Raw genomic sequence first — 17839 nt, 5'->3', positions numbered from 1 at the left:
CCGTTTGCGGCTGGTGACACGGTTCTTGCCGGCACCCCAAGCAGCGTTCGACCTGGCGGGCCGGCTTGCCTCCGGCCAAGCGCTCCTCGGTCCGCATCGCGAACTCGGGGCCGAGGGTGACGTTGATGATGCCGAGTTCCTCGCGGAGTCCCTTATGCTCGCGAAGCAGTTGATATGAACAGTTCATTCAGGGGGAGCGGAGCCGCATGGCCGACGAGATCAAGTACGAGTACAAGACCGTGCGGACGGTTCGCGGCACCGACGGCTTGGTGATCTCGAAGATGCAGAAGGATGGCTGGGAGCTCGTGGAACAGGTCCCGGGCACGCTTCGCTCCACCCTCGACTTCCGCCGGCCGAAGAAGCCGCAGCCGTGGCTCCTGATCGGTGCGGGGGCCGCCGTCCTCGTGGTCCTGGCCATCGTCATCGGCGTTGCGTCTGCGCTCAGCGACGGAGACGAGAAGAAGGCCGAGTCGGACAAGCCGACGGCCGCTGCGAACGAGAAGCCTTCCGCCACACCGACTCCGACCGCGGCCGAGTCGGCTGCCACTGAGGTGATCACGCCTGAGAACAACCCGGAGTTCGCGGCGCTGCTGCTGACGGCGGACACGTGCGACGGCACGAACCTGGACTTCGCGACCAAGTATGCGGGCCGGACGGTCGCATTCGACGGCTCGATCCGGCACATGGCGCGCTACTCCACCGGCTACCACTTCCTCCTCGGCCCAGGCGACGAGGGACCGCAGACGACGGTCGGCCCGGGCTTCAAGTACGCGGACGTCACCGTCTCCGACCTGAAACTGACCGGCGAGAAGATCCCCGCCACCGTCGCCGCAGGCGACAAGTTCCGCTTCGTCGCCGAGGTGGGCGAGTTCAACGCGGTCCAGTGCCTCTTCTACCTCGACCCGGTCTCGACGGAAACCCGGTAGTCAAGACGGGCAGCCACGTCATCACGGACCGGCGTGCCCGACCATTTCCTCAACGGTGATCATCCCCAGACTCCCGTCTGTACATCGGGGAACGCGTGCCGCTCTCCCCTGAGACCTCGTTCCCGTTGGTGCTGATGGTCCCCGCTACGGGCTGTCTCGCACCTGTCGGCCACGGGTGGAATGAGCCCGCGCGGCTCAGTTGACACCGGGCACCTGGCTCATCGGCCGCACGCATCTCAGTTGAGGCGGAGGCCTGCACGCTGCCACCGGGTAATGCGCAGGCATCCCGCCCCGCGCCTGTCCTATTCTGACCGCTGCCGTCCATGCCAGGACGGGCTCGACAGAGGGGCGGCGGAGTGCCGGACGTGTACAAGATCATGCTGGACGCCGAACTGAGCAAAGCGTTCGACGTGTGGTCCGGCTATCTGAACGCCCGGACCGGCGAAGACCCCCAGACCCGTGCACGACTGCGTTCCACCTTGCGATCGGCCCGCGAGGCGGCTGCCGCGGGCGATCTCGAGTCCGCACGCGCCCTGGTGGCGGACATGTACGACGACGCGCGAGAAGCCGGCCTTCCCCGGGCTCCCGTGCAACCTGGTCCCTGCACGGCGGACCGGCAGGCGCGCGACTACGCCAAGGACGACCTGCGGGAGGTGCTGCCTCTGCACCTGCGCGACGAACTCGACAGCATCGCGATCTCCCTGAGCGTCACGGGCCGCCGCCTCCGGGCCGCCCCCGGCCTGGACACCGCCACCCACCAGGACATCCTCTACATCACGGCCCGCGCCGGCATGGCCCTCGACCTCGCCCACCCGACAGCAGCGCGACGGGAACTCGAACGCCTCACAGCAATCGCGCGACGCTGTGGCGTGGAGCCCTGAGAACCGAGCGACAACGACCGCGAGCTTCCCCGGGCTGTCCCGACCGAAGCCGCTCGGAGATCATTTACGGGAAGCCCCGGGCGACGGGGCCGGCATCGCAGGGCGCCGGCTGCGATCACATGGGGAAAAGCAACGGTCGGGGGCCGCATCCCGCGCTGGGGTGCGGCCCCCGGTGCATGTGGTCACGAGGTCCAGCCGCCGTACGGCACGGTGATGAGTTCCATGGCGTGGCCTGCCGGGTCCATGAAGTACACGCTGCAGCCACCGTCGTTGACGGTGGTGCGTCGCTCGTGGCAGCGGGCGAGGAAACTGCTTCGGCAGCCACTGCTTCCTGGCGGGCCGGCCGCCCGCCGTGCCCGCCCTCAGTCGACCTCCCGCACTCGTGCAGCGGTCCGCTCGGCGAGCTCGCGGACGCCCTTGGCGGCGTTGTCCGAGAGTTCGCCGAGTACGGCGTCGGCGGCAGTGAGGAGGACACGGGCCTCCTCAGAGCGGCCCGCGTCGGCCAGGGCGAGGGTGAGCCGGTAGTGCTCCTCGGCGATGTAGCGGCCGAGGTTGGCCTGCTGCCAATAGCGCAGTGAGTCGTCGCCCGGGGTGGCCAGGGCGTCGCGCACGGCGGCCAGGCTGTCCGCCGCCTGCGGCAGCCGGCCAGCCTCCCGCTCCAGGCGGGCCAGGGTGTGCCGGGCCGAGGCCCGGTCCCATGCCCTCTCCTGAAGGGCGGCGTACAGGCGCTGGGCGCGGAGCGCCTGGGGAAGGTCGCCGAGTTCCTCGAAGTCCCGGGCGAGCCCGCTGAGCGGAGCCGTGGCCAGGGTGCGGGGCGCATCGGGGCGGCGGAGGCTGCTCTGGTCCATGAAGATGCTGTCGAGTTCGCGGATCAGCGTCACCCGCGCGAGGTCCGTCATGCCTTGGTCCCGCGCCAGGTCGGTCCATGTGGAGACCGGCTCGTCCGACAGGTCGGTCCCGAACATCGACTCGTCGAGCTCCCGCGCCCACTGTCGCAACTCGTCCGCGCTCGCGCCCGGTTCCGGCATACCGCCCAGGCCGCACGCCGTGTCGAAGTCCGTCTCCCGGACTTCGAGCAGCAGCGGCAGATCCCCGGTGTCTCCGTGAAGCCCCACCAGCACGGCTGCGAGCCGCAGTTCGTCCGTCATCGATGACCGTGTCTCGTGCCGCAGCAGATGCCGCAGCAGCTCCAGATCGCCCTCGGCGCGGTCGAACTGCGCGGCCCGCAGGGTGATCCGGCGCCGGACCGGGTCCTCGGCGACTTCACGCCATGCCGTGTGGTCGCCCTCCCGCAGGCGGGCGAGATCGGCGCGGCCCGCCGCGAGCACGGGCTCCCACAGCGGTGGACCGGCCGGGCCCAGCAGGTCGTACGCGCATCCCTCATCCGCGTTGATCAGGACGAAGTCCGGCTCGGTGCGCAGCAGTGCCGCACGCAGTCTGCCCACCAGCTCGACCGGGGAGCGTTCCTGGAAGCCCAGCGCCGCCCGGAGCTCGGCTCGCTCCTCGTCGATTCCGTAGTGCTCACGGAACTCGTCCTCGGTCTCCGCGACGCACGCCAGGATCCTCTCCTCGCCCTCGTCCGGCGACAGACGTGTGCAGCCGCGCCAGCCGGGCAGGCCGATCACGAGCTCCAGGGCCTCGTCGACACTGGAGCCGATGATCCCCGCAGCGCCCTCCGAGTCGGCGTAGAGCACCGAGCCGTCCGCGCACACGAAGTACATGCCGCCGGTGTCGTCCCCGGCCACCGTCTCCAGCGGTCCGCCCGAGGCGAGGCGGACCTCCTCGACGGGGCCGTGGGCGGCGCGTTCGAGGTCGAAGTCGAAGGGGAAGGCGGCCAGTTCGGCCAGGCGGCGGTCCTGCCTCAGCAGCCGTAGCGCGTGATCGGTCATGTCACGGAAAGTAACACCGCCCGCTGACAACGGACTCGCGGCCTCTGGAGGAGGCCCCGGAGCGAAGTCACCGCCTTCCCGTCGGCGGCACCGACCGCCCTCCACTGAACCGGCACGTGGGGCGTATCGCGGAAGTGCCGACCGCCGCCGCACAACGGCGTCCGATCACCGCCGGCACCCTTCTGTCGCGGTGCGCAGGCTGGTGCCATGACGATGCCCTCCACCACAGAGTCAGCGACGGTTCTCACCGGCATGTACGCGGCTGAAGCGGAGTACCTGACGGCGGGAGGCCCCGGCGAGGCCTCGTTCGATCTGCTCGCCCCCTTCTTCGCGGAGGACGTCGCACTGCACCAGGCAGACGCTCTGCCCTACGGAGGCACGTGGCACGGGCACGACGGCATGGCGCGGTTCTTCCTCATGATGGGAGAGGTGTGGGAATCGTTCGACATGATGGAGCAGGAGTTCCTCGCCACCGGTGAGACCGCGGTCGTGCTCACCCAGGTCCGTGCCCGCGCTCGCGCGACCGGACGTGAACTCAGCTTCCCGATCCTGCAGACGATCACGGTCAAGGACAGGCGGATCACCGAGGTCCGCCCGTTCTACTGGGATACACGGGCCATCGCCGACGCCTACGCCGCGCCGACACCGACACCGACAGCCTGAGACCGACAGCCTGAGACCGAAGACGTCAGCGCGTTGGTGACCGTCTTGCGCGTCTGCGCGGGCACGGACGTCGAGCTCATCTTCGGCTGGGAGCGTGTCTCAGTAACCAGCGACATGCGCAACGTTTCGAGTATCCGCTGTGTTGTCACACGTCATTCCTGGTGAGAGCCAGACGGACGCCGAGGCCGACCATCACCGTCCCGGACACCGCACCAATCGCGGACAGGCGGCGGGGCGACCTGCGGAACCAGCCACGCGCCGTCCCTGCGAGAAGTCCCCAGGCCGAGTCGGAAACCAGAGCGACAGCAGCGCAGACGATGCCGAGGAGCAGGAGTTGCAGCGTCACGTGCCCTGCCGAGCGGTTGACGAACTGGGGCAGCACGGCCGAGAAGATCAGGAAGCCCTTCGGATTGCTCACTCCGACAACGAAACCCTGCCGGACGATGCGCCACACGTTCGTGGGTGGCCGCTGCTGCGCGTCCGTGACGGCCAGTTCCCCGCGATGCCGCCACGTCTGGACGCCGAGATAGATCAGATACAGCGCGCCTGCGAACTTCAGCACCGAGAACACCACGATCGACCGCGCGACCACGGCTCCCAGCCCGAAGGCCACCAACACGGCCTGGATCAGCACCCCGCCGTTGTTGCCCACTGCCGTGGCCAGCGCCGCCCGACGCCCGAGCGCCACCCCGCGCCCGACCACGAACACCACGCTCGGCCCCGGAACAGCGATCAGCACAGCGACCACGGCGAGGAAAGCCCAGAAGTGCCCGGTGTCCAACATGCCGTCAGGCTAGAAGCGTGGGTCAGTACGCGACAACCCCGCGTGGGTCCGGTGATCATTCATGCGGGATGCTCCCGCTATGTGTGATGGGAATGGTCTGTTCGAGACCGATCCGGTCGAGAAGAAGCGGTCGCAGGCTCGGCCAAAGGAAGAGCGCATCGAGGCCGAGATCGCCGCCCTGGAGACCAAGGCCCGAGCACTGCTGGCCGACGCCGAGGCGACCGACACCGCCGAGGATGAGCAGTTCGGCACCCGCGGCAAGGACACCGAGCTGGACCGCCGCGAGAAGCGCCTCGTCAGGTTGCAGGCCGCACGCGCCCAGATCGAGGCCGAGGCCGCCGACAAGGCCCGCCGGCATGCTGAGGACATCGAACGCCGCCGCCAGCAGCGCGTCGGCACCAGCGGCGAGCAGGCCGTCGTTGACGCCGGCGGGAGGGCCGCCGCGAAGGCGCGGCCGAAGCCGAAGGCCCAGGCCAGCCTCACCGACCCCGAGTCGCGGATCATGAAGAACAGCGGCGGCGCCTACATCCAGGCATGCAACGCCCAAGCCGTCAAGGAGCGCTTGGCCCGCAAGCTGCGGACCAAGCCCGGCAAGGCCGCCTGCAGCCGCCGCAAGGCCATCGTCGAACCCGTTTTCTGACAGGTCATGAACTGCCGGAACGGCCACCAGCTCCTCCTGCGCGGCAAGGAGGGAGCCCGCGCCGAATGGCGGCTGCTGGCCGGCTGACCAGCCAGGCCACCCCGGCCCCCGCCGCGAGCCCTACCAGCCGAACACCTGCCGGGCAGCACCCCACCACGGCCTCACAGATGCCCACAGGACGACCCCGACCGATCCCATCGCTCACGGCCAGCAGGCACTTGCTCGTTACTGAGACACGCTCCTAGCCCTGTCTCCTTGGCCGTCTACAGGCTGGGGCGTTCGCGAGTGGTCCATGGTGGTGCCGTCAGGATTCCGCCCGAAGGCGGCCTCCAGAACGGCGGGGAGGTCTTCCTCGGGGACCGTGGTGCGCACGTCGGCCAGAACCCGGGGGAAGTCGTCATCGTCGATGACGCCCAGGTGCTCCTGACGGAGTCGGTGGATGATCTCGACGAGCTCCGGTCTCAGCCGCATCCAGGCACGAGAGGTACGGATCTCTTCATCGACCTGGTGCATGAACCAGCGCATGACCTCGTACGGTACGTCAGCGTGCCCTGCGTGCGGGTTGAAGCACACCGTCGGCTCCCGTGCCGGATCCTCGTCGGGGACGATTGCGGTCACGAGAGCCCGTTGTCCGGCCACGAGATCCAGTTCCAGATACCAGGCGTCATCGGGCACCGAGTACATCACAGTGATCGCGTAGTCGCCGTCGGGGTGCCGAAAGACCATGGCCGCATGCTGCCACGCCGGCCTGAGGAGGTGCCTCTCCGAAGTACGCGGCCCGACGCCCCCACGTCCGGGCCCGGATGAGGGTGACAGCGGGCGTGACCGGGCTTCGTACCCGGCTCGGCCCGTCCTCGTGTACAGACCCCTCCCCTACAGGGCTCGCCTGTCCAGCGGCGAGGGCGTCGAGCCGCCCGTACCCCAGTCGCTCCTCCGCTCCGGGTCTCCCCGCCGCACGGCGGTCCCGTCGGCGGGCCGCCGCCGTGCCGTGACAGGATCCGGCCGTGACGTGCGACGTGTGTGGACACGAGATGCGGCAGGTACCGGTGGCCGAGCCGCGAGCGGCATGGGACCTGCCGGTGAAGGAGAGGTGGTTCTGCCCCTGGTGCTATGCGTGGACCGAGCTGGGACACGATCCCCGTGAGGTCTCACGACCCCAGTACCAGCCCGTGCACGAGCGTTGGGAACGGGCGGACTCACCCGAGCTGCCCGAGGACGTGGCCCACGCCTACGACACGGCCTACGCCTCCACGGATTCCGGCGCGACCCTGTGCGGCCTGGTGCACGGCGGCCTCTCCCTCTCCCCGTACTTCTGGATGCCCGAGCGGGACAACGCCTGCGCCGCCTGCAAGGAGACCGCCGTCGTCATCGACCGGCGTTGGCCGCCGGAGATGCGCGACGGGAACCGCGTCAGCCCTCCCCCTCCCCCTGGCTCCTCCTGGCCCCCCTTCTAGGAGTCGTCGTCACATGGCACGGCCACATCGGCAGGAAGGCGAGGGTGACGGTTGCCTGGTGGGAATCGGTCGTCCTGGAGCAACGGGGGGCGAGCACCCCTCATCACCGTGTGCGTCGCGAACGGTCGGCCCGGCCCGGACGGACCGGGCCGCGCCGACCGCCGTCAGCGGTTACCTGACGTGGAAACCGTAGACGTGGTGGGTGTCGGCGCCGGTGAAGGGGGCCAGCGTGTGGGGCGGGAGGACTGCGACGTCCCATCCCCGGTTCGTCCTCCAGAAGACGACCACCTCGTGGGCGCCCGAGGAGAAGGAAGTGACCCCGCCCTGTTCGAGCGGGACGTCACCGGGTCCGGTCCAGCACCGGCTGTGCTCCGTGCCGTTCTCCAGGTACGTCACCCGCACGGCATCCGTGCCGGCGCCGCAGTCGATCTCCTCGGTGGCTAAAGCGGGGGCTGCCGGGAGCGCGATGCTCATCGCGACGGCCGCCATGGCAGCCAGCGTCAGTTTCTTCGGTCGGCTCTTCACAGTGTCGTGGTTCCTTCCGGTCGGAGCTCCGGTGGGACGGAGCTTTAGATGAACCATCAACCGTCAATCGGCTTTGTTTCAACGCTTCGGTTTCAGTCAAATCTCCTCACGAGCCGACCGACGGGGGTGTCCGCGGGCGTCCCGGCCCAGCCCCCCGGACACCCTGGAGGAACGGGGCGCCGGGGAACACCCTGCGGTTCCGGGGCGGATCGCCGCTGCCGGGCCCTCGTCCGGGACGCGGGTGGTCCTGGGGCACCGGCCGAAGAAGCCGTTCGGCCCGTTCGGTGACGTGATGCCGGAGGGGGCCGCCGGGCAGCGGCAGTTGCCGGCCCCGGACGGGCGGATCGGGGACATCGTCGCCGCCGTACGCACGCGTCGAGCTGGACCCGGCCACGGGACCAGCACCGGCACCCGGCCCGCCACCAACACCGGCAACCCCTCCGACAGGTCGAGGCCCGGCGGCAGCGGTGGCGGCGACCAGGACAGCGGGAACGACACCGACCAGTGACCGACACGAGTCCGGTTCTGGTCGTCACCAACCTGGACGACCCCACGACCGACCTGGTGATCGACGAACTGCACGGCCGGGGCGTCCCGGTGGTGCGGTTCGACTCCGGGGACTTCCCCACCACCCTGTCGTTCGCGGCCACCCTCACGTCGAACGGGATCGAGGGCACGCTGACCACGCCCACGCGCACGGCGGACCTGTCCTGCGTCCGTTCCCTGTACTACCGCAGGCCCTCCGGGTTCGCCGTCGCAGCCGCGTGCGGATTCCGTCTGCCACCCACGACGATCGCCTCCTGCCCGTTCGCCGCACGCGCCTTCACCGAGACCCACGGGCCGGTGATCTACAAGCCGCTGTCCACGCCGCTGTACCGGATCGACGGCGTCTCCTGCACGGTGGAGGTGCGCGAGGTCACCGTCGACGAGATCGACGACGCGGTGGCCGGCACCGCCCACCTCTTCCAGCAGTGGGCAGCCGGAGTGCTGCAGACCATGTGTCGCAGGAGGCCGGAAGGTAGCTTGAGGCCATGGAACAGCGCATCAGTCTGGTCACCCTGGGAGTTGCGGATCTGGCCCGTGCCCGACGTTTCTACGAAGCACTGGGCTGGCGGGGCCAGGAGGTCGAGGAGACCGTCTTCTTTCAGGCGGGCGGTCTCGGTCTGGTGCTGTGGGGGCGTGACAAGCTCGCCCGCGACAGCGGATTCGAGGAGGGTCCCTCGACCGGTTTCGGAGGGATCGCTCTCGCACACAATGTGCGGTCCCGGAGCGAGGTCGATGCGCTCCTGTCCGAGGCCGAGCGGGCCGGCGGCAGGGTCACCAAGGCGGCAGTCGAGTCCCTCCACGGCTTCTACTCGGGGGTCTTCACCGACCCGGACGGTCATCCGTGGGAGGTCGCTCACAACCCGGGCTTTCCGCTCGCCGAGGACGGCTCTCTCACCCTGCCCGACTTCGGCGCCCTCTGAGTGGGCGGTCGTGCGGTAGCCGTGTCGTGGTCATCGAACTTGTCGCGCCGGACGGCCGCACCGCGGTCATCGACCACGCCCTCGCCTGCGGTCCCCACGACGGCCGCCGCGTCCCGTACCGGGTGCTCTCACCCGCACCACCGCCTCGAGACCGCCACCGCGATCCTCACCGCCCCCGCCGACAACCCACATCCCGGCACATCCGGCCGCCGACGTCTGGAGCCTGGGCACCCCCCCTGTTCTGGTGCTGGACCGGCCACCGCCCCCCTCCCCTGTCCCGATGACGTCGACCGGACGGAAAAGCTGCGCGCCATCGCCAGGGGCAGTACCACGGCCGTCGTGACGTCCGGCCGTGCCGCTCGCCCCCTTCGAGGAAACTCTCACCGCCTGCCTGTCCGCAGGCCCCGCCGCCCGTCCCACCACCGAGGAACCGGCCGCCTCATGGTGACTCTGCGAGACCCGGTCCTCGACGACGACCGGGCTCTCCATCGCGTCCACAGCGGAGCCTCGACCCGCTACACGACCGGCAGGGTACTCTCAGCTTGTGCGCCCGCCCTCGTCGGGCCGCCGGTCGAACACCTGGTGGGGCCGACGGAACCCGTCCCGGTGGGGCCACCGAAGTCCGTCGCAGACACTGGGGGTTCGGCGGACTGGTGGTCCGGCACTCGCCGGTCGGCCCGTCACTCGTACCGGTACTTCAGCGAGTCCGCCTCCGCCTGTTCGATGTCGGCGATCGTCAGCCCCGGCATCCGCAGCTGGGCCAGCGTCACCTCGGCCGAGGTCGGCTGGGCGTCCGCCGGCAGCCACTGCTCCGGCTGCCAGGCCCCGCTGCGCAGGAGCGACTTGGGGCAGTGCGGGTAGACCTCCTCGATCCCCAGCACCAGCGCACTGGCCGGCGGCTTGCCCACGGCGGTCAGCCGCGACAGCAGCTCCGGGCGGGTGGAGACGCAGGCCCGGCCGTTCACCCTGAGCGTCGTGGTGCGCCCCGGGACGACGAACAGCAGCCCGGCCCGCCCGGTGGCGATGACGTTCTGCAGGGTGTCCAGGCGCTTGTTGCCGGTCGCGTCCGGTATCGCCACCGTCCGTGCGTCCAGGACCGCGACGAACCCGGCGGGGCCGCCGCGCGGGGAGACGTCGCAGTTGCCCTCAACGTCCGCGCTGGCGACCAGGACCAGCGATGAGCATCCGATCAACCGCCGGGTCTGTTCCGTGAGTTCGGTCATCTGCTTGCGCACGGCCGCGTCGCCGGGGAGTGCGTAGACCCGGCGCAGCGCCTCCCGGTCGGGCACGGCGTCGAGGCGAAGCGAGTCGAAGGCACTGCCGGCAAGGGGTGTCGTCATGCCCCGGACCCTAACGGGCCGACCTGCGATCGCTCTCGGTCGGTGGGGGCGGGGACAGAGACACCCGCGCGAGCTGTCCGGTGTGTGACGATCGAACAGGCCCGCGCGGCCGTGCCCCTCCTGCCTTCTGCGGGCTGTCGCGCCACCATCCGGGATCCGGGCAAGTGGGTCGCGGAACTCGCCCCGCGCCGGGTGGCGCGCTGTGAGTCCGGGCGCCGTGAGCGACGTGAGGGCGACCGTCGGCCGGAGGCGGGGGCCTGGCCGGCTTCACCTGACGCCTCACCGTAAGGGACGAGGACGCGCGTCAGGTCCGCGCCGGCGGTGACCGGCCCGTCCTCGTCGACCTGGACACCGGCGCCTGTCGACTCGTGGAGGGAGTGAACGAGTTCGCGGCGCTCAAGCAGCGCATCGCCGGTTCGCACCACCCTCCGGGCCTGCCCCTTCGACTTCATGCTGGTCGAGCCACGTGCGAGAGTGGCGGCCATGCCGCGCCTTGGTCACCACCTCCGATCCCTCAGGTTCACGTTCGGGTTCGCCTCGACGTGCTTCACGGCATGCCGGGAGACAGATGTCCCGGCTCTGCAGCACGCCTTGGCGGACGAGGCGACGCTCTGCGGCATCCCTCGGCGTCGGGTGACGGTCTACCGCTGTCTGTTCGTCGCGAAGAGGTCCGGAAGGTGCTCGGACTGCCGGGTGCAGGCAGTCGACGCCATGTCCAGGTCCTGAGTCGGAGGGCGCGCTCGTGCAGGCACAGCGGCCCGCCGTCCCGTGTACAGCGCACTCCCGTACAAGCGTCGCTCCTGGTGGCGCGCCCATCCCGGCCGCCACGCTGACCGCATGCACAGCCCTTCCTCACAGCGGCACCGGCCCTCCGGCCCCGCGGCCCCCACCGAATTCGCCATGGCCTTCACCTCGACCCCGCGAGGCGCCCGCCTCGCCCGGCTGTTCGTCGCACACTGCCTGGACTCCTGGGGCCACCCCTACGACAGCGACGTCAACGGAACACTGGCCCTCATCACCGCCGAGCTGTGCGCCAACGCCGTACGCCACGGACGCGTCCCCGGCCGGGACTTCCATGTCCGGCTGACCACCGAGGCGGACGGCGGGCGGCTGCGCCTGGAGGTCTCCGACACCCGCGCGGAACGCCGACCCGCCGTCACCGCGCCCGCCGACCCCGACGCCGAGTCCGGCCGCGGCCTCCTCCTCGTCACCGCCCTGGCCGACGACTGGGGCGTCACCGACCGCTGCTCCAGGCCCGGCAAGACGGTGTGGGCGACGGTGAGCACCCCGTCGAGCAGCCGGCCCGGCGCCCGTCGGCAGGCGCCCAGCGGATCACCTTGCCGACCTGCCGCCGAGCCCGTGCCCACCGGCTCCACGCGGCCGGAGGCACCTCACCGAACCAGCGACGCACCGAATGCCGCGAGCCACGGGCGTGATGTCAGTGGCCCGGCCTGATCTGCTCGACGTGCCCGGCCACCTCGCTCCGGACCGCACTCCCGCCGCCGTTCGGACCGCGCGAGGACCTTGGGACTCTCGGCCGAGGAGATCACCAGACCACCCTGCCCCCGGGCCCGTAACCACCGGTCGACCCCCCTCCCCGCGCGACACCAACCGCTCGCGTACGGCTCCTTCGGCGGCTGCACGACCGCCACACCCTGGACGAGAACCCAACGAGCCCCGGCAGATGTGAAGAAGGTCACACCTGAAAGTTTCCACTCTCCGCTCACGCCGCGCAGCCCTCTACCGCGCACCGCCCCATCACGCAGCGTGGCCGAAAGTCGCTACCCTGCCGCAGGCGTGGACTGCACCAATGACGAACTCACTCCCGTTCGACCGACTGGTTTTCCTGCGCCCGAACCAGGCATGTGGACGCCGCAGACACCGCCGCAGCCGTACGGGCGAATGGCCAAAAGCAGCCGACCCGATCCGTGCGAAAGTCAGAAAACTGCATGATGAAACTACAAAAAGAGAAAATTCGGACATTCAGAGAAACCCTCAGCAGCGACGCTCTTCCGCTGCTCGACCTTGCGACTTTTAACCCTTCACGCAACCGCCGAGATCGATCTATTGTCATGGCGACCGCAAGGCGTGGGGCAGTCCGGGTTCTCCTGACCCGGACATTCCTTGCGGTTGCGGAAAACAAGCACTCGCCGGAGGGGGCGGACGAGCATCGGAATTCAGGAGGCACCGCCACAGCGTGCGTCCAGCCGGAGTTCCCTCAATTTCCTCGCATTGCAGATCCAATTCCTGGAAGCGCCCGCGCCCCAAAGGAACGACCAGGCACACTTCGGCGCTTGCAGGCTTCCGAATCACAGGTCGAGCGACCTCACCTCCGGAGGGATGATCTCCCTACTGAACATCCTCATGACGTAGGGAAGTCAACGAAATCAAGGGTTGTAGTTACGCGGGCCGAACACCCGACCTGAAAAACTCTCACAAGGAGGGTTTTCCATCCTCAGTCTGAGCTGGCCAGATGCAGGCAGAGGACGGCCTGAACGAGGCTCGTGATGCGGGTGGTCGAGCACCGCAGTCTGCGGAGGAGCCGCCAGGACTTGAGGGTGGCGACGGCCTGCTCGACCAGGGCGCGGATCTTCGCGTGGGACCGGTTGATCGCCTTCTGCCCTGTGGAAAGGGTCTCCCAGCGGCCCCAGCACGGGACACGGACCGTGCCCCCGGCACCCCGGTACCCCTTGTCCGCCCAGCACTTGACGTCAGCGTCCGCAAGAGCGCCGATGATGCCGTGCTCACGGGCGGCCCGGACGTCGTGGACGGCACCGGGCAGAGCCGGCGAGGCCCACAGCAGCCGGCCGGACGGATCGGCCAGGACCTGCACGTTCATCCCGTGCTTCCTGTGCTTTCCGGAGTAGAAGGGCCGGTCCGCGGCGATCCGGTCGATCGGCAGCAGGGTCCCATCCAGCAACACGAACGCCTTCGTCGATGCCGTCCGGGCCGCCTCCACGAGGGTCGGGGCGAGAGTAGCCAGGAGCTCCACGGCCTCGGTGATGTACCGGTAGGCGGTGGTGGTCCCGATGCCGAACCCGGCCGCGAGCTGGGCATACGGGTGGCCGTTGCGAAGGTGGGCGAGGGCGAGCAGGGCCTGCCTGCCCGGGCTCAGGCGCCGCCAGCGGGTACCGAGGTCCCGGCGGTGTTCGCGGAGCTTGGCGGACAGGAAGCGCAGGGCAGAGCTGGACACGTCGATGCCGGATGGGTAGACAAGCACACGAAGCCTCTGGTGGAGACGGATTTCTTGGTCGAAAACCCATCTACCAGGGGCTTCACCTGTCCGTCAGCCCAACCGGCCGATCGACCCGGCAGGTTGGAAAGAGCTCAAGGAGCGCACATGAGGAAAGCGATACACGTCGGCATTGCCGCCACCGCCGTTCTGGGCCTCATGACGGCCACACCCGCCGCATCGGCGGCCGAGCACGCCGCCCCGAAGGCGAACAAGCCCATGGAGACCGTCGACATCAAGGGGGTCGAGGTCGACAAGGAGGCGCCGAACGAGACGAGACAGATCATCGAGTCCAACGCACCCGCAGCCGTCGCAGCTGCCAACGTGTGCGGCTCCGGCTACACCATCTCCACCGGAGCCTGGCGCTACGACACCTACGGCACCACGTACACGTGGACCAACGGCACGAGCGGTAGTGGGTACTACGACAAGCCGATCTGCGCCGTGTTCTTCAATGACAGCGGCTACACCAGGTACATGGGTGTGCGTCTGAAATCCAACTACACCTCCGACGCCCCTGCCGAGGACTTCGGCGCCTTCGGGTCCTATGCCGGCCCGGTCTACCAGAAGCGTGGTTACTGCGGGACGGTCTACTCCTACATGCAGGACTCCAACGGCAAGATCCTCGTGGACCGTGTCCAGACTGTCGGGAGCTGCAACTAACCGTGGTTCGAACCCGAACACGACGTGTTCCGGCAGCCGTCACCACCCTGGTGGCGGTTCTGGCCGTCTCAGGATGCAGCGGAGAACAGGGGGCCGCCGACGCGTCGGCGGCCCCGGCCACCGCGACCAGGCCCTCTGTCCCGGAGACCAGCGTGACGGAAGACTCGTCGCCCGAGGAGACGCCGGCCGCCTCCCCGACATCTTCCGCCCTTCCTCCCGCCGTGGCGACGGCGCCTGCCGCCGCACCGACGAGAGAAGGGGACACCAAGGCCTACACATTCGGCGACGTCCAGATCCGGCTGACCCCGAACGAACTCGGCGTCTACACCGCCGTCCACATCCCCAACCCGTCGCAGAGGCCCATGTCCTTCTCCTTCACGGTGCGCGTGACGGGACCGCAGGGCTACGAGGTGATGATGAAGCGCTCCTTCCCCCACGTGCTGCCCGGAGACACGGGGCGGGAAGCGGGACTCCTCATCGACGAGGACGAAGCCCCGGTACCGGCTGACCCGACGGTGGAAATCGTTGCGTTCGAGCAGACGAACTCATAGAAGTCACACCCCGTGCAGCACCGATACGACAGGTCCATGCCGCCGTTTCACGGAATGGACCGAAACTGATCGTCGCCGTCGGCATCCCGGGGTTTCGCAGCGACAAAATACGTCGGTTCTCGTCACGTCAGCGGCCTCCCCTTCCTCCCGAGCTCCTTGTCGCCTCGTGTCGCGCAGCGCACGAAGTCGCTTCTTCAACGCGCCGGCGCCCGCGGAGTTCGGTTTCCCCCACATTTCCGATCGGCTCAACCATTGACGACATGGGCACACCCCTGCTCATCCCCACTCGATTCGTGCAAGCCGCCATTGCTGCGGTTCTCGCAACAGAAGGAGTTATGGAATTGGCTGACTCGAAGGTTCTTGAGGCTCAGCAATGGGTGAACGCCACCTACGGCTCTGTCGCCGGATATGTCAAATGCCCCGAGGACGGGCGCACCGGCTGGTCCACCATGTACGCGCTGACCATGGGGCTCCAGCACGAGTTGGGTATCAGCCCTCTGGTGGCCAGCTTCGGCCCGACCACCATCTCCAGGCTCCAGGCCCTCGGCGATATCGGCTTCGGCTGGAACAAGAACTCGAACATCGTCCGCATCCTCCAGCACGGCCTGTTCTGCAAGGGCTATTGGGGAGCCAACGGCTACGGCGAGTACGGTGCCGTGACCACGGAGGCCGTCAAGAACCTCCTCGTCGACATGGGCCTGCCCGACGGCGGAACTGGTACGAGCGGCGGCGTCACCACTCCGAAGATCTTCAAGTGCATCCTCAACATGGACGCGTACGTCGTCGTGGCCGGCGGAACGGAGAAGATCCGGTCCATCCAGCAGTGGCTCAACAACCGCTACTGGCAGCGGGACGCCTACTCGATCGGCCCGTGCGACGGCATCTATTCCCGGGACGTGCAGAAGTCCCTGGTGATCGCCATCCAGTACGAACTGGGGCTCAGCCCCAACGGCAACTTCGGCCCCGGCACCCAGGCCGGCCTGCGGGAGCATCCCGTGCGGGAGGGTAACTCCGGCATCTTCGTACAGCTGTTCACCGCGGCCTGCGTCTTCAACGAGCCGGTGATTCTGCACGGCCAAGACGACTCGGAGGTCCGGACGACCTTCAAGAGCACCTTCGATTCAAAAACCCGGGAGTTCGTCGAGATCTTCCAGGAGTTCTCCCAGCTGTACACGGCGAAACACGCCAACTACGGCGTGGGCGAGTACGACACCTGGTCTCAGCTGCTGGTGTCCATGGGCAACGCGGACCGTGCGGCGACCGGTTCGGACACGAGGTTCGAGATCACCGCCTCCCGCGCCCGCTGGCTGTACGACAACGAGTACCGCATAGTCGGCCGCTACCTCTACGACCCGCCGGGGTCCACGCTCGACAAGGAGATCAAGCCCGGCGAGCTGCAGACCATCTTCGACGCCAACCTGCGAGTTTTCCCTATCTACCAGGACAACGCGCGCCAGCTCTCCGACTTCACCTACGGCCAGGGCTACCAGCACGCCCTCAACGCGCACGACCTGGCCAGTGAGTACGGCTTCAACCGGGGCACCACAATCTACTTCGCAGTCGACTACGACGCCCAGCAGTGGGAGATCGACAATCACCCGCAGGGCATCGTCACCTACTTCAACGGCGTGGTGGCCGGCCTCGCCAGCAGGGGCAAGAAGTACTTCCACGGGGTCTACGGCTCCCGCAACGTCTGCATCAACGTCACCGCCAAGACCAGCGCGCGCTTCTCCTTCGTCTCCGGCATGTCCTGGGGCTTCTCCGGGAACCTCGGCTACCCGTTGCCCTCCAACTGGGCGATCAACCAGATCAAGGAGTTCAAGGTCACCAACGGCACGGACACCTTCGACCTGGACCGGAACGTCTGGCGGCTCAAAGGCGAACCCGGCGTCGGTTCGGTGAACGACACGGGCGGCCCCGCCGACAGTTACATCGCCTACGTGCAGCGGCTCTACGACCACGCCCTCGCGTACAAGTCGTCCAACAACGTCGGCACCAACGCCAGCCGGCTGGTGATGGAGTACATCCGTCACAAGAAGTACTACGGCCTGCAGTGGTGGTGGCTGGCGAACAGCTACGACGAGGGCTTCGTCGAGTACTGCAACAGCCGTGGCATGTCGGTCGAGAAATCCTTCACCGACACCATCACGGGGTACCAGCTCGACGCCACCCACCTGATGGCCACCGCCAACGGCTTCCTGGAGAACTCCGACCCGTCCGACAAGCAGAAGGCCACCGGTGGCGACGTCGCCGGCTGGGGCGGGGACATCATGACCTTCTGGGCGAACTGGCGGAACTCGGTGGACGAGTACGCCTCGCCGCTCACGTTCTGCCAGGCCAAGCTGGCCGTCCCCGGCACCGTCTCCAGCTTCGGCTACACGGACATGATCGAGGACATCGACGGATACCTGCTGGCCAAGCACGTCGCCGACGACGGGAACATCGTCGGCTGGATGAAGGCGCACTACAACAACGGAGGCGGCCTGAACCGCTTCCGCAGCCACTTCGACCGGCGCTGGGAGAACGCCACCAACGCGCGCGCGTCCTGCTGGGACGCCCTCGCCGGCCCCGCCGGCGTCACCGTCGCCATGGCCCGGCTCGCGCTCATCGCGGGCGCGGGCGTCGCCCTGCCAGCGGACTACGTCCTCGTGCCGGGCAATGCAGAGAAGCTCTCCCAGTTCTGTCAAGGGTTCTCCGACCGTCAGCTCGCCCTCATCGGCCTGGAGAACAGCCTGGCCTCCAAGTACAAGGAAAACCTGGCCACCTACCGCAAGCAGGCCGCGCAGCGGGCAGCGGCCAGGTAGGACAGGAAGAACCGGCAGAGT

The 17839-nt window shown here is 68.5% G+C and carries 16 protein-coding genes and 3 pseudogenes; 12 read left to right on the top strand and 7 right to left on the bottom strand.

Annotated features, from left to right (window positions below; translation table 11 throughout):
* Positions 1-206: 206 nt before the first annotated feature.
* Positions 207-926, top strand: a complete 720-nt coding sequence (locus ACWEQO_RS10875; RefSeq protein ID WP_452981350.1) for a DUF4839 domain-containing protein — start codon at positions 207-209, stop codon at positions 924-926.
* A gap of 365 nt (positions 927-1291) precedes the next feature.
* Positions 1292-1807, top strand: a complete 516-nt coding sequence (locus tag ACWEQO_RS10870; RefSeq protein ID WP_452981347.1) for a hypothetical protein — start codon at positions 1292-1294, stop codon at positions 1805-1807.
* A gap of 182 nt (positions 1808-1989) precedes the next feature.
* Here ACWEQO_RS10870 and ACWEQO_RS10865 read toward each other — a convergent pair.
* Positions 1990-2079: pseudogene (locus ACWEQO_RS10865) on the bottom strand (VOC family protein); the annotation flags it as partial.
* A 90-nt stretch (positions 2080-2169) separates the two neighbouring features.
* Positions 2170-3696, bottom strand: a complete 1527-nt coding sequence (locus ACWEQO_RS10860) for a hypothetical protein (RefSeq protein WP_452981344.1) — start codon at positions 3694-3696, stop codon at positions 2170-2172.
* A 207-nt stretch (positions 3697-3903) separates the two neighbouring features.
* On the opposite strand from ACWEQO_RS10860, the gene ACWEQO_RS10855 reads away from it, so the two are divergent.
* Positions 3904-4359, top strand: a complete 456-nt coding sequence (locus ACWEQO_RS10855; RefSeq protein WP_452981341.1) for a nuclear transport factor 2 family protein — start codon at positions 3904-3906, stop codon at positions 4357-4359.
* Positions 4360-4504: 145 nt separating this feature from the next.
* Here ACWEQO_RS10855 and ACWEQO_RS10850 read toward each other — a convergent pair whose 3' ends face one another.
* On the bottom strand, positions 4505-5143 hold the full coding sequence (locus ACWEQO_RS10850; protein WP_452981338.1) for a LysE family translocator: 639 nt from the start codon (positions 5141-5143) through the stop codon (positions 4505-4507).
* 85 nt (positions 5144-5228) lie between these two features.
* Here ACWEQO_RS10850 and ACWEQO_RS10845 point away from each other — a divergent pair.
* Positions 5229-5864 (top strand): annotated as a pseudogene (locus ACWEQO_RS10845) (hypothetical protein); the annotation flags it as partial.
* Positions 5865-6008: 144 nt separating this feature from the next.
* Here ACWEQO_RS10845 and ACWEQO_RS10840 read toward each other — a convergent pair.
* The gene (locus ACWEQO_RS10840; protein WP_452981335.1) at positions 6009-6509 is read right to left on the bottom strand and encodes a hypothetical protein; all 501 of its coding nucleotides are present in this window, start codon (positions 6507-6509) and stop codon (positions 6009-6011) included.
* Positions 6510-6814: 305 nt separating this feature from the next.
* On the opposite strand from ACWEQO_RS10840, the gene ACWEQO_RS10835 reads away from it, so the two are divergent.
* Positions 6815-7237 carry a hypothetical protein gene (locus ACWEQO_RS10835; RefSeq protein ID WP_452981332.1) on the top strand — a complete coding sequence of 141 codons (423 nt, stop codon included), beginning with the start codon at positions 6815-6817 and terminating at the stop codon, positions 7235-7237.
* A gap of 171 nt (positions 7238-7408) precedes the next feature.
* On the opposite strand, the gene ACWEQO_RS10830 is transcribed toward ACWEQO_RS10835, so the two are convergent.
* The gene (locus ACWEQO_RS10830) at positions 7409-7762 is read right to left on the bottom strand and encodes a hypothetical protein (RefSeq protein WP_452981329.1); all 354 of its coding nucleotides are present in this window, start codon (positions 7760-7762) and stop codon (positions 7409-7411) included.
* A 292-nt stretch (positions 7763-8054) separates the two neighbouring features.
* Here ACWEQO_RS10830 and ACWEQO_RS10825 point away from each other — a divergent pair, with 292 nt between their 5' ends.
* The 3 genes and pseudogenes from ACWEQO_RS10825 (at position 8055) to ACWEQO_RS10815 (ending at position 9228) form a co-directional block, all read left to right on the top strand.
* The gene (locus tag ACWEQO_RS10825; protein WP_452981326.1) at positions 8055-8270 is read left to right on the top strand and encodes a hypothetical protein; all 216 of its coding nucleotides are present in this window, start codon (positions 8055-8057) and stop codon (positions 8268-8270) included.
* Positions 8267-8734, top strand: a pseudogene (locus tag ACWEQO_RS10820) (MvdC/MvdD family ATP grasp protein); the annotation flags it as partial. The gene ACWEQO_RS10825 and the pseudogene ACWEQO_RS10820, both read left to right, overlap by 4 nt.
* A 59-nt stretch (positions 8735-8793) precedes the next feature.
* Positions 8794-9228, top strand: coding sequence for a VOC family protein (locus ACWEQO_RS10815; RefSeq protein ID WP_452981323.1), 435 nt, complete (start codon positions 8794-8796; stop codon positions 9226-9228).
* 680 nt (positions 9229-9908) lie between these two features.
* Here the strand turns inward: ACWEQO_RS10815 and ACWEQO_RS10810 are convergent.
* Positions 9909-10568, bottom strand: a complete 660-nt coding sequence (locus ACWEQO_RS10810) for an MSMEG_1061 family FMN-dependent PPOX-type flavoprotein (protein ID WP_452981320.1) — start codon at positions 10566-10568, stop codon at positions 9909-9911.
* Between the two features lie 837 nt (positions 10569-11405).
* Between ACWEQO_RS10810 and ACWEQO_RS10805 the strand changes: the two genes are divergently transcribed.
* Positions 11406-12023 carry an ATP-binding protein gene (locus ACWEQO_RS10805; protein ID WP_452981317.1) on the top strand — a complete coding sequence of 206 codons (618 nt, stop codon included), beginning with the start codon at positions 11406-11408 and terminating at the stop codon, positions 12021-12023.
* Between the two features lie 1000 nt (positions 12024-13023).
* On the opposite strand, the gene ACWEQO_RS10800 is transcribed toward ACWEQO_RS10805, so the two are convergent.
* The gene (locus ACWEQO_RS10800) at positions 13024-13788 is read right to left on the bottom strand and encodes an IS5 family transposase (protein ID WP_452981314.1); all 765 of its coding nucleotides are present in this window, start codon (positions 13786-13788) and stop codon (positions 13024-13026) included.
* A 120-nt stretch (positions 13789-13908) separates the two neighbouring features.
* Here ACWEQO_RS10800 and ACWEQO_RS10795 point away from each other — a divergent pair, with 120 nt between their 5' ends.
* The 3 genes from ACWEQO_RS10795 (at position 13909) to ACWEQO_RS10785 (ending at position 17818) form a co-directional block, all read left to right on the top strand.
* Complete coding sequence (locus ACWEQO_RS10795) at positions 13909-14463, top strand: hypothetical protein (RefSeq protein WP_452981311.1); 555 nt, start codon at positions 13909-13911, stop codon at positions 14461-14463.
* 221 nt (positions 14464-14684) lie between these two features.
* Positions 14685-15014, top strand: coding sequence for a hypothetical protein (locus ACWEQO_RS10790; RefSeq protein WP_452981308.1), 330 nt, complete (start codon positions 14685-14687; stop codon positions 15012-15014).
* Positions 15015-15349: 335 nt separating this feature from the next.
* Complete coding sequence (locus ACWEQO_RS10785) at positions 15350-17818, top strand: glycoside hydrolase domain-containing protein (protein WP_452981305.1); 2469 nt, start codon at positions 15350-15352, stop codon at positions 17816-17818.
* Positions 17819-17839 lie beyond the last annotated feature (21 nt).

It is taken from the genome of Streptomyces sp. NPDC004051, assembly GCF_053604275.1.
Note: the sequence above shows the minus strand (reverse complement) of the source record. Positions and strands in the feature narration are given on the sequence as shown.

Bases quoted from the DNA above. Each gene is read 5' to 3' on its own strand.
- ACWEQO_RS10805 (WP_452981317.1), top strand. From the start codon at position 11,406: ATGCACAGCCCTTCCTCACAGCGGCACCGGCCCTCCGGCCCCGCGGCC.
- ACWEQO_RS10855 (WP_452981341.1), top strand. From the start codon at position 3,904: ATGACGATGCCCTCCACCACAGAGTCAGCGACGGTTCTCACCGGCATG.
- ACWEQO_RS10840 (WP_452981335.1), bottom strand. From the start codon at position 6,509: ATGGTCTTTCGGCACCCCGACGGCGACTACGCGATCACTGTGATGTAC.
- ACWEQO_RS10835 (WP_452981332.1), top strand. From the start codon at position 6,815: ATGCGGCAGGTACCGGTGGCCGAGCCGCGAGCGGCATGGGACCTGCCG.
- ACWEQO_RS10815 (WP_452981323.1), top strand. From the start codon at position 8,794: ATGGAACAGCGCATCAGTCTGGTCACCCTGGGAGTTGCGGATCTGGCC.
- ACWEQO_RS10875 (WP_452981350.1), top strand. From the start codon at position 207: ATGGCCGACGAGATCAAGTACGAGTACAAGACCGTGCGGACGGTTCGC.
- ACWEQO_RS10810 (WP_452981320.1), bottom strand. From the start codon at position 10,568: ATGACGACACCCCTTGCCGGCAGTGCCTTCGACTCGCTTCGCCTCGAC.
- ACWEQO_RS10860 (WP_452981344.1), bottom strand. From the start codon at position 3,696: ATGACCGATCACGCGCTACGGCTGCTGAGGCAGGACCGCCGCCTGGCC.
- ACWEQO_RS10825 (WP_452981326.1), top strand. From the start codon at position 8,055: ATGCCGGAGGGGGCCGCCGGGCAGCGGCAGTTGCCGGCCCCGGACGGG.
- ACWEQO_RS10785 (WP_452981305.1), top strand. From the start codon at position 15,350: ATGGAATTGGCTGACTCGAAGGTTCTTGAGGCTCAGCAATGGGTGAAC.
- ACWEQO_RS10850 (WP_452981338.1), bottom strand. From the start codon at position 5,143: ATGTTGGACACCGGGCACTTCTGGGCTTTCCTCGCCGTGGTCGCTGTG.
- ACWEQO_RS10795 (WP_452981311.1), top strand. From the start codon at position 13,909: ATGAGGAAAGCGATACACGTCGGCATTGCCGCCACCGCCGTTCTGGGC.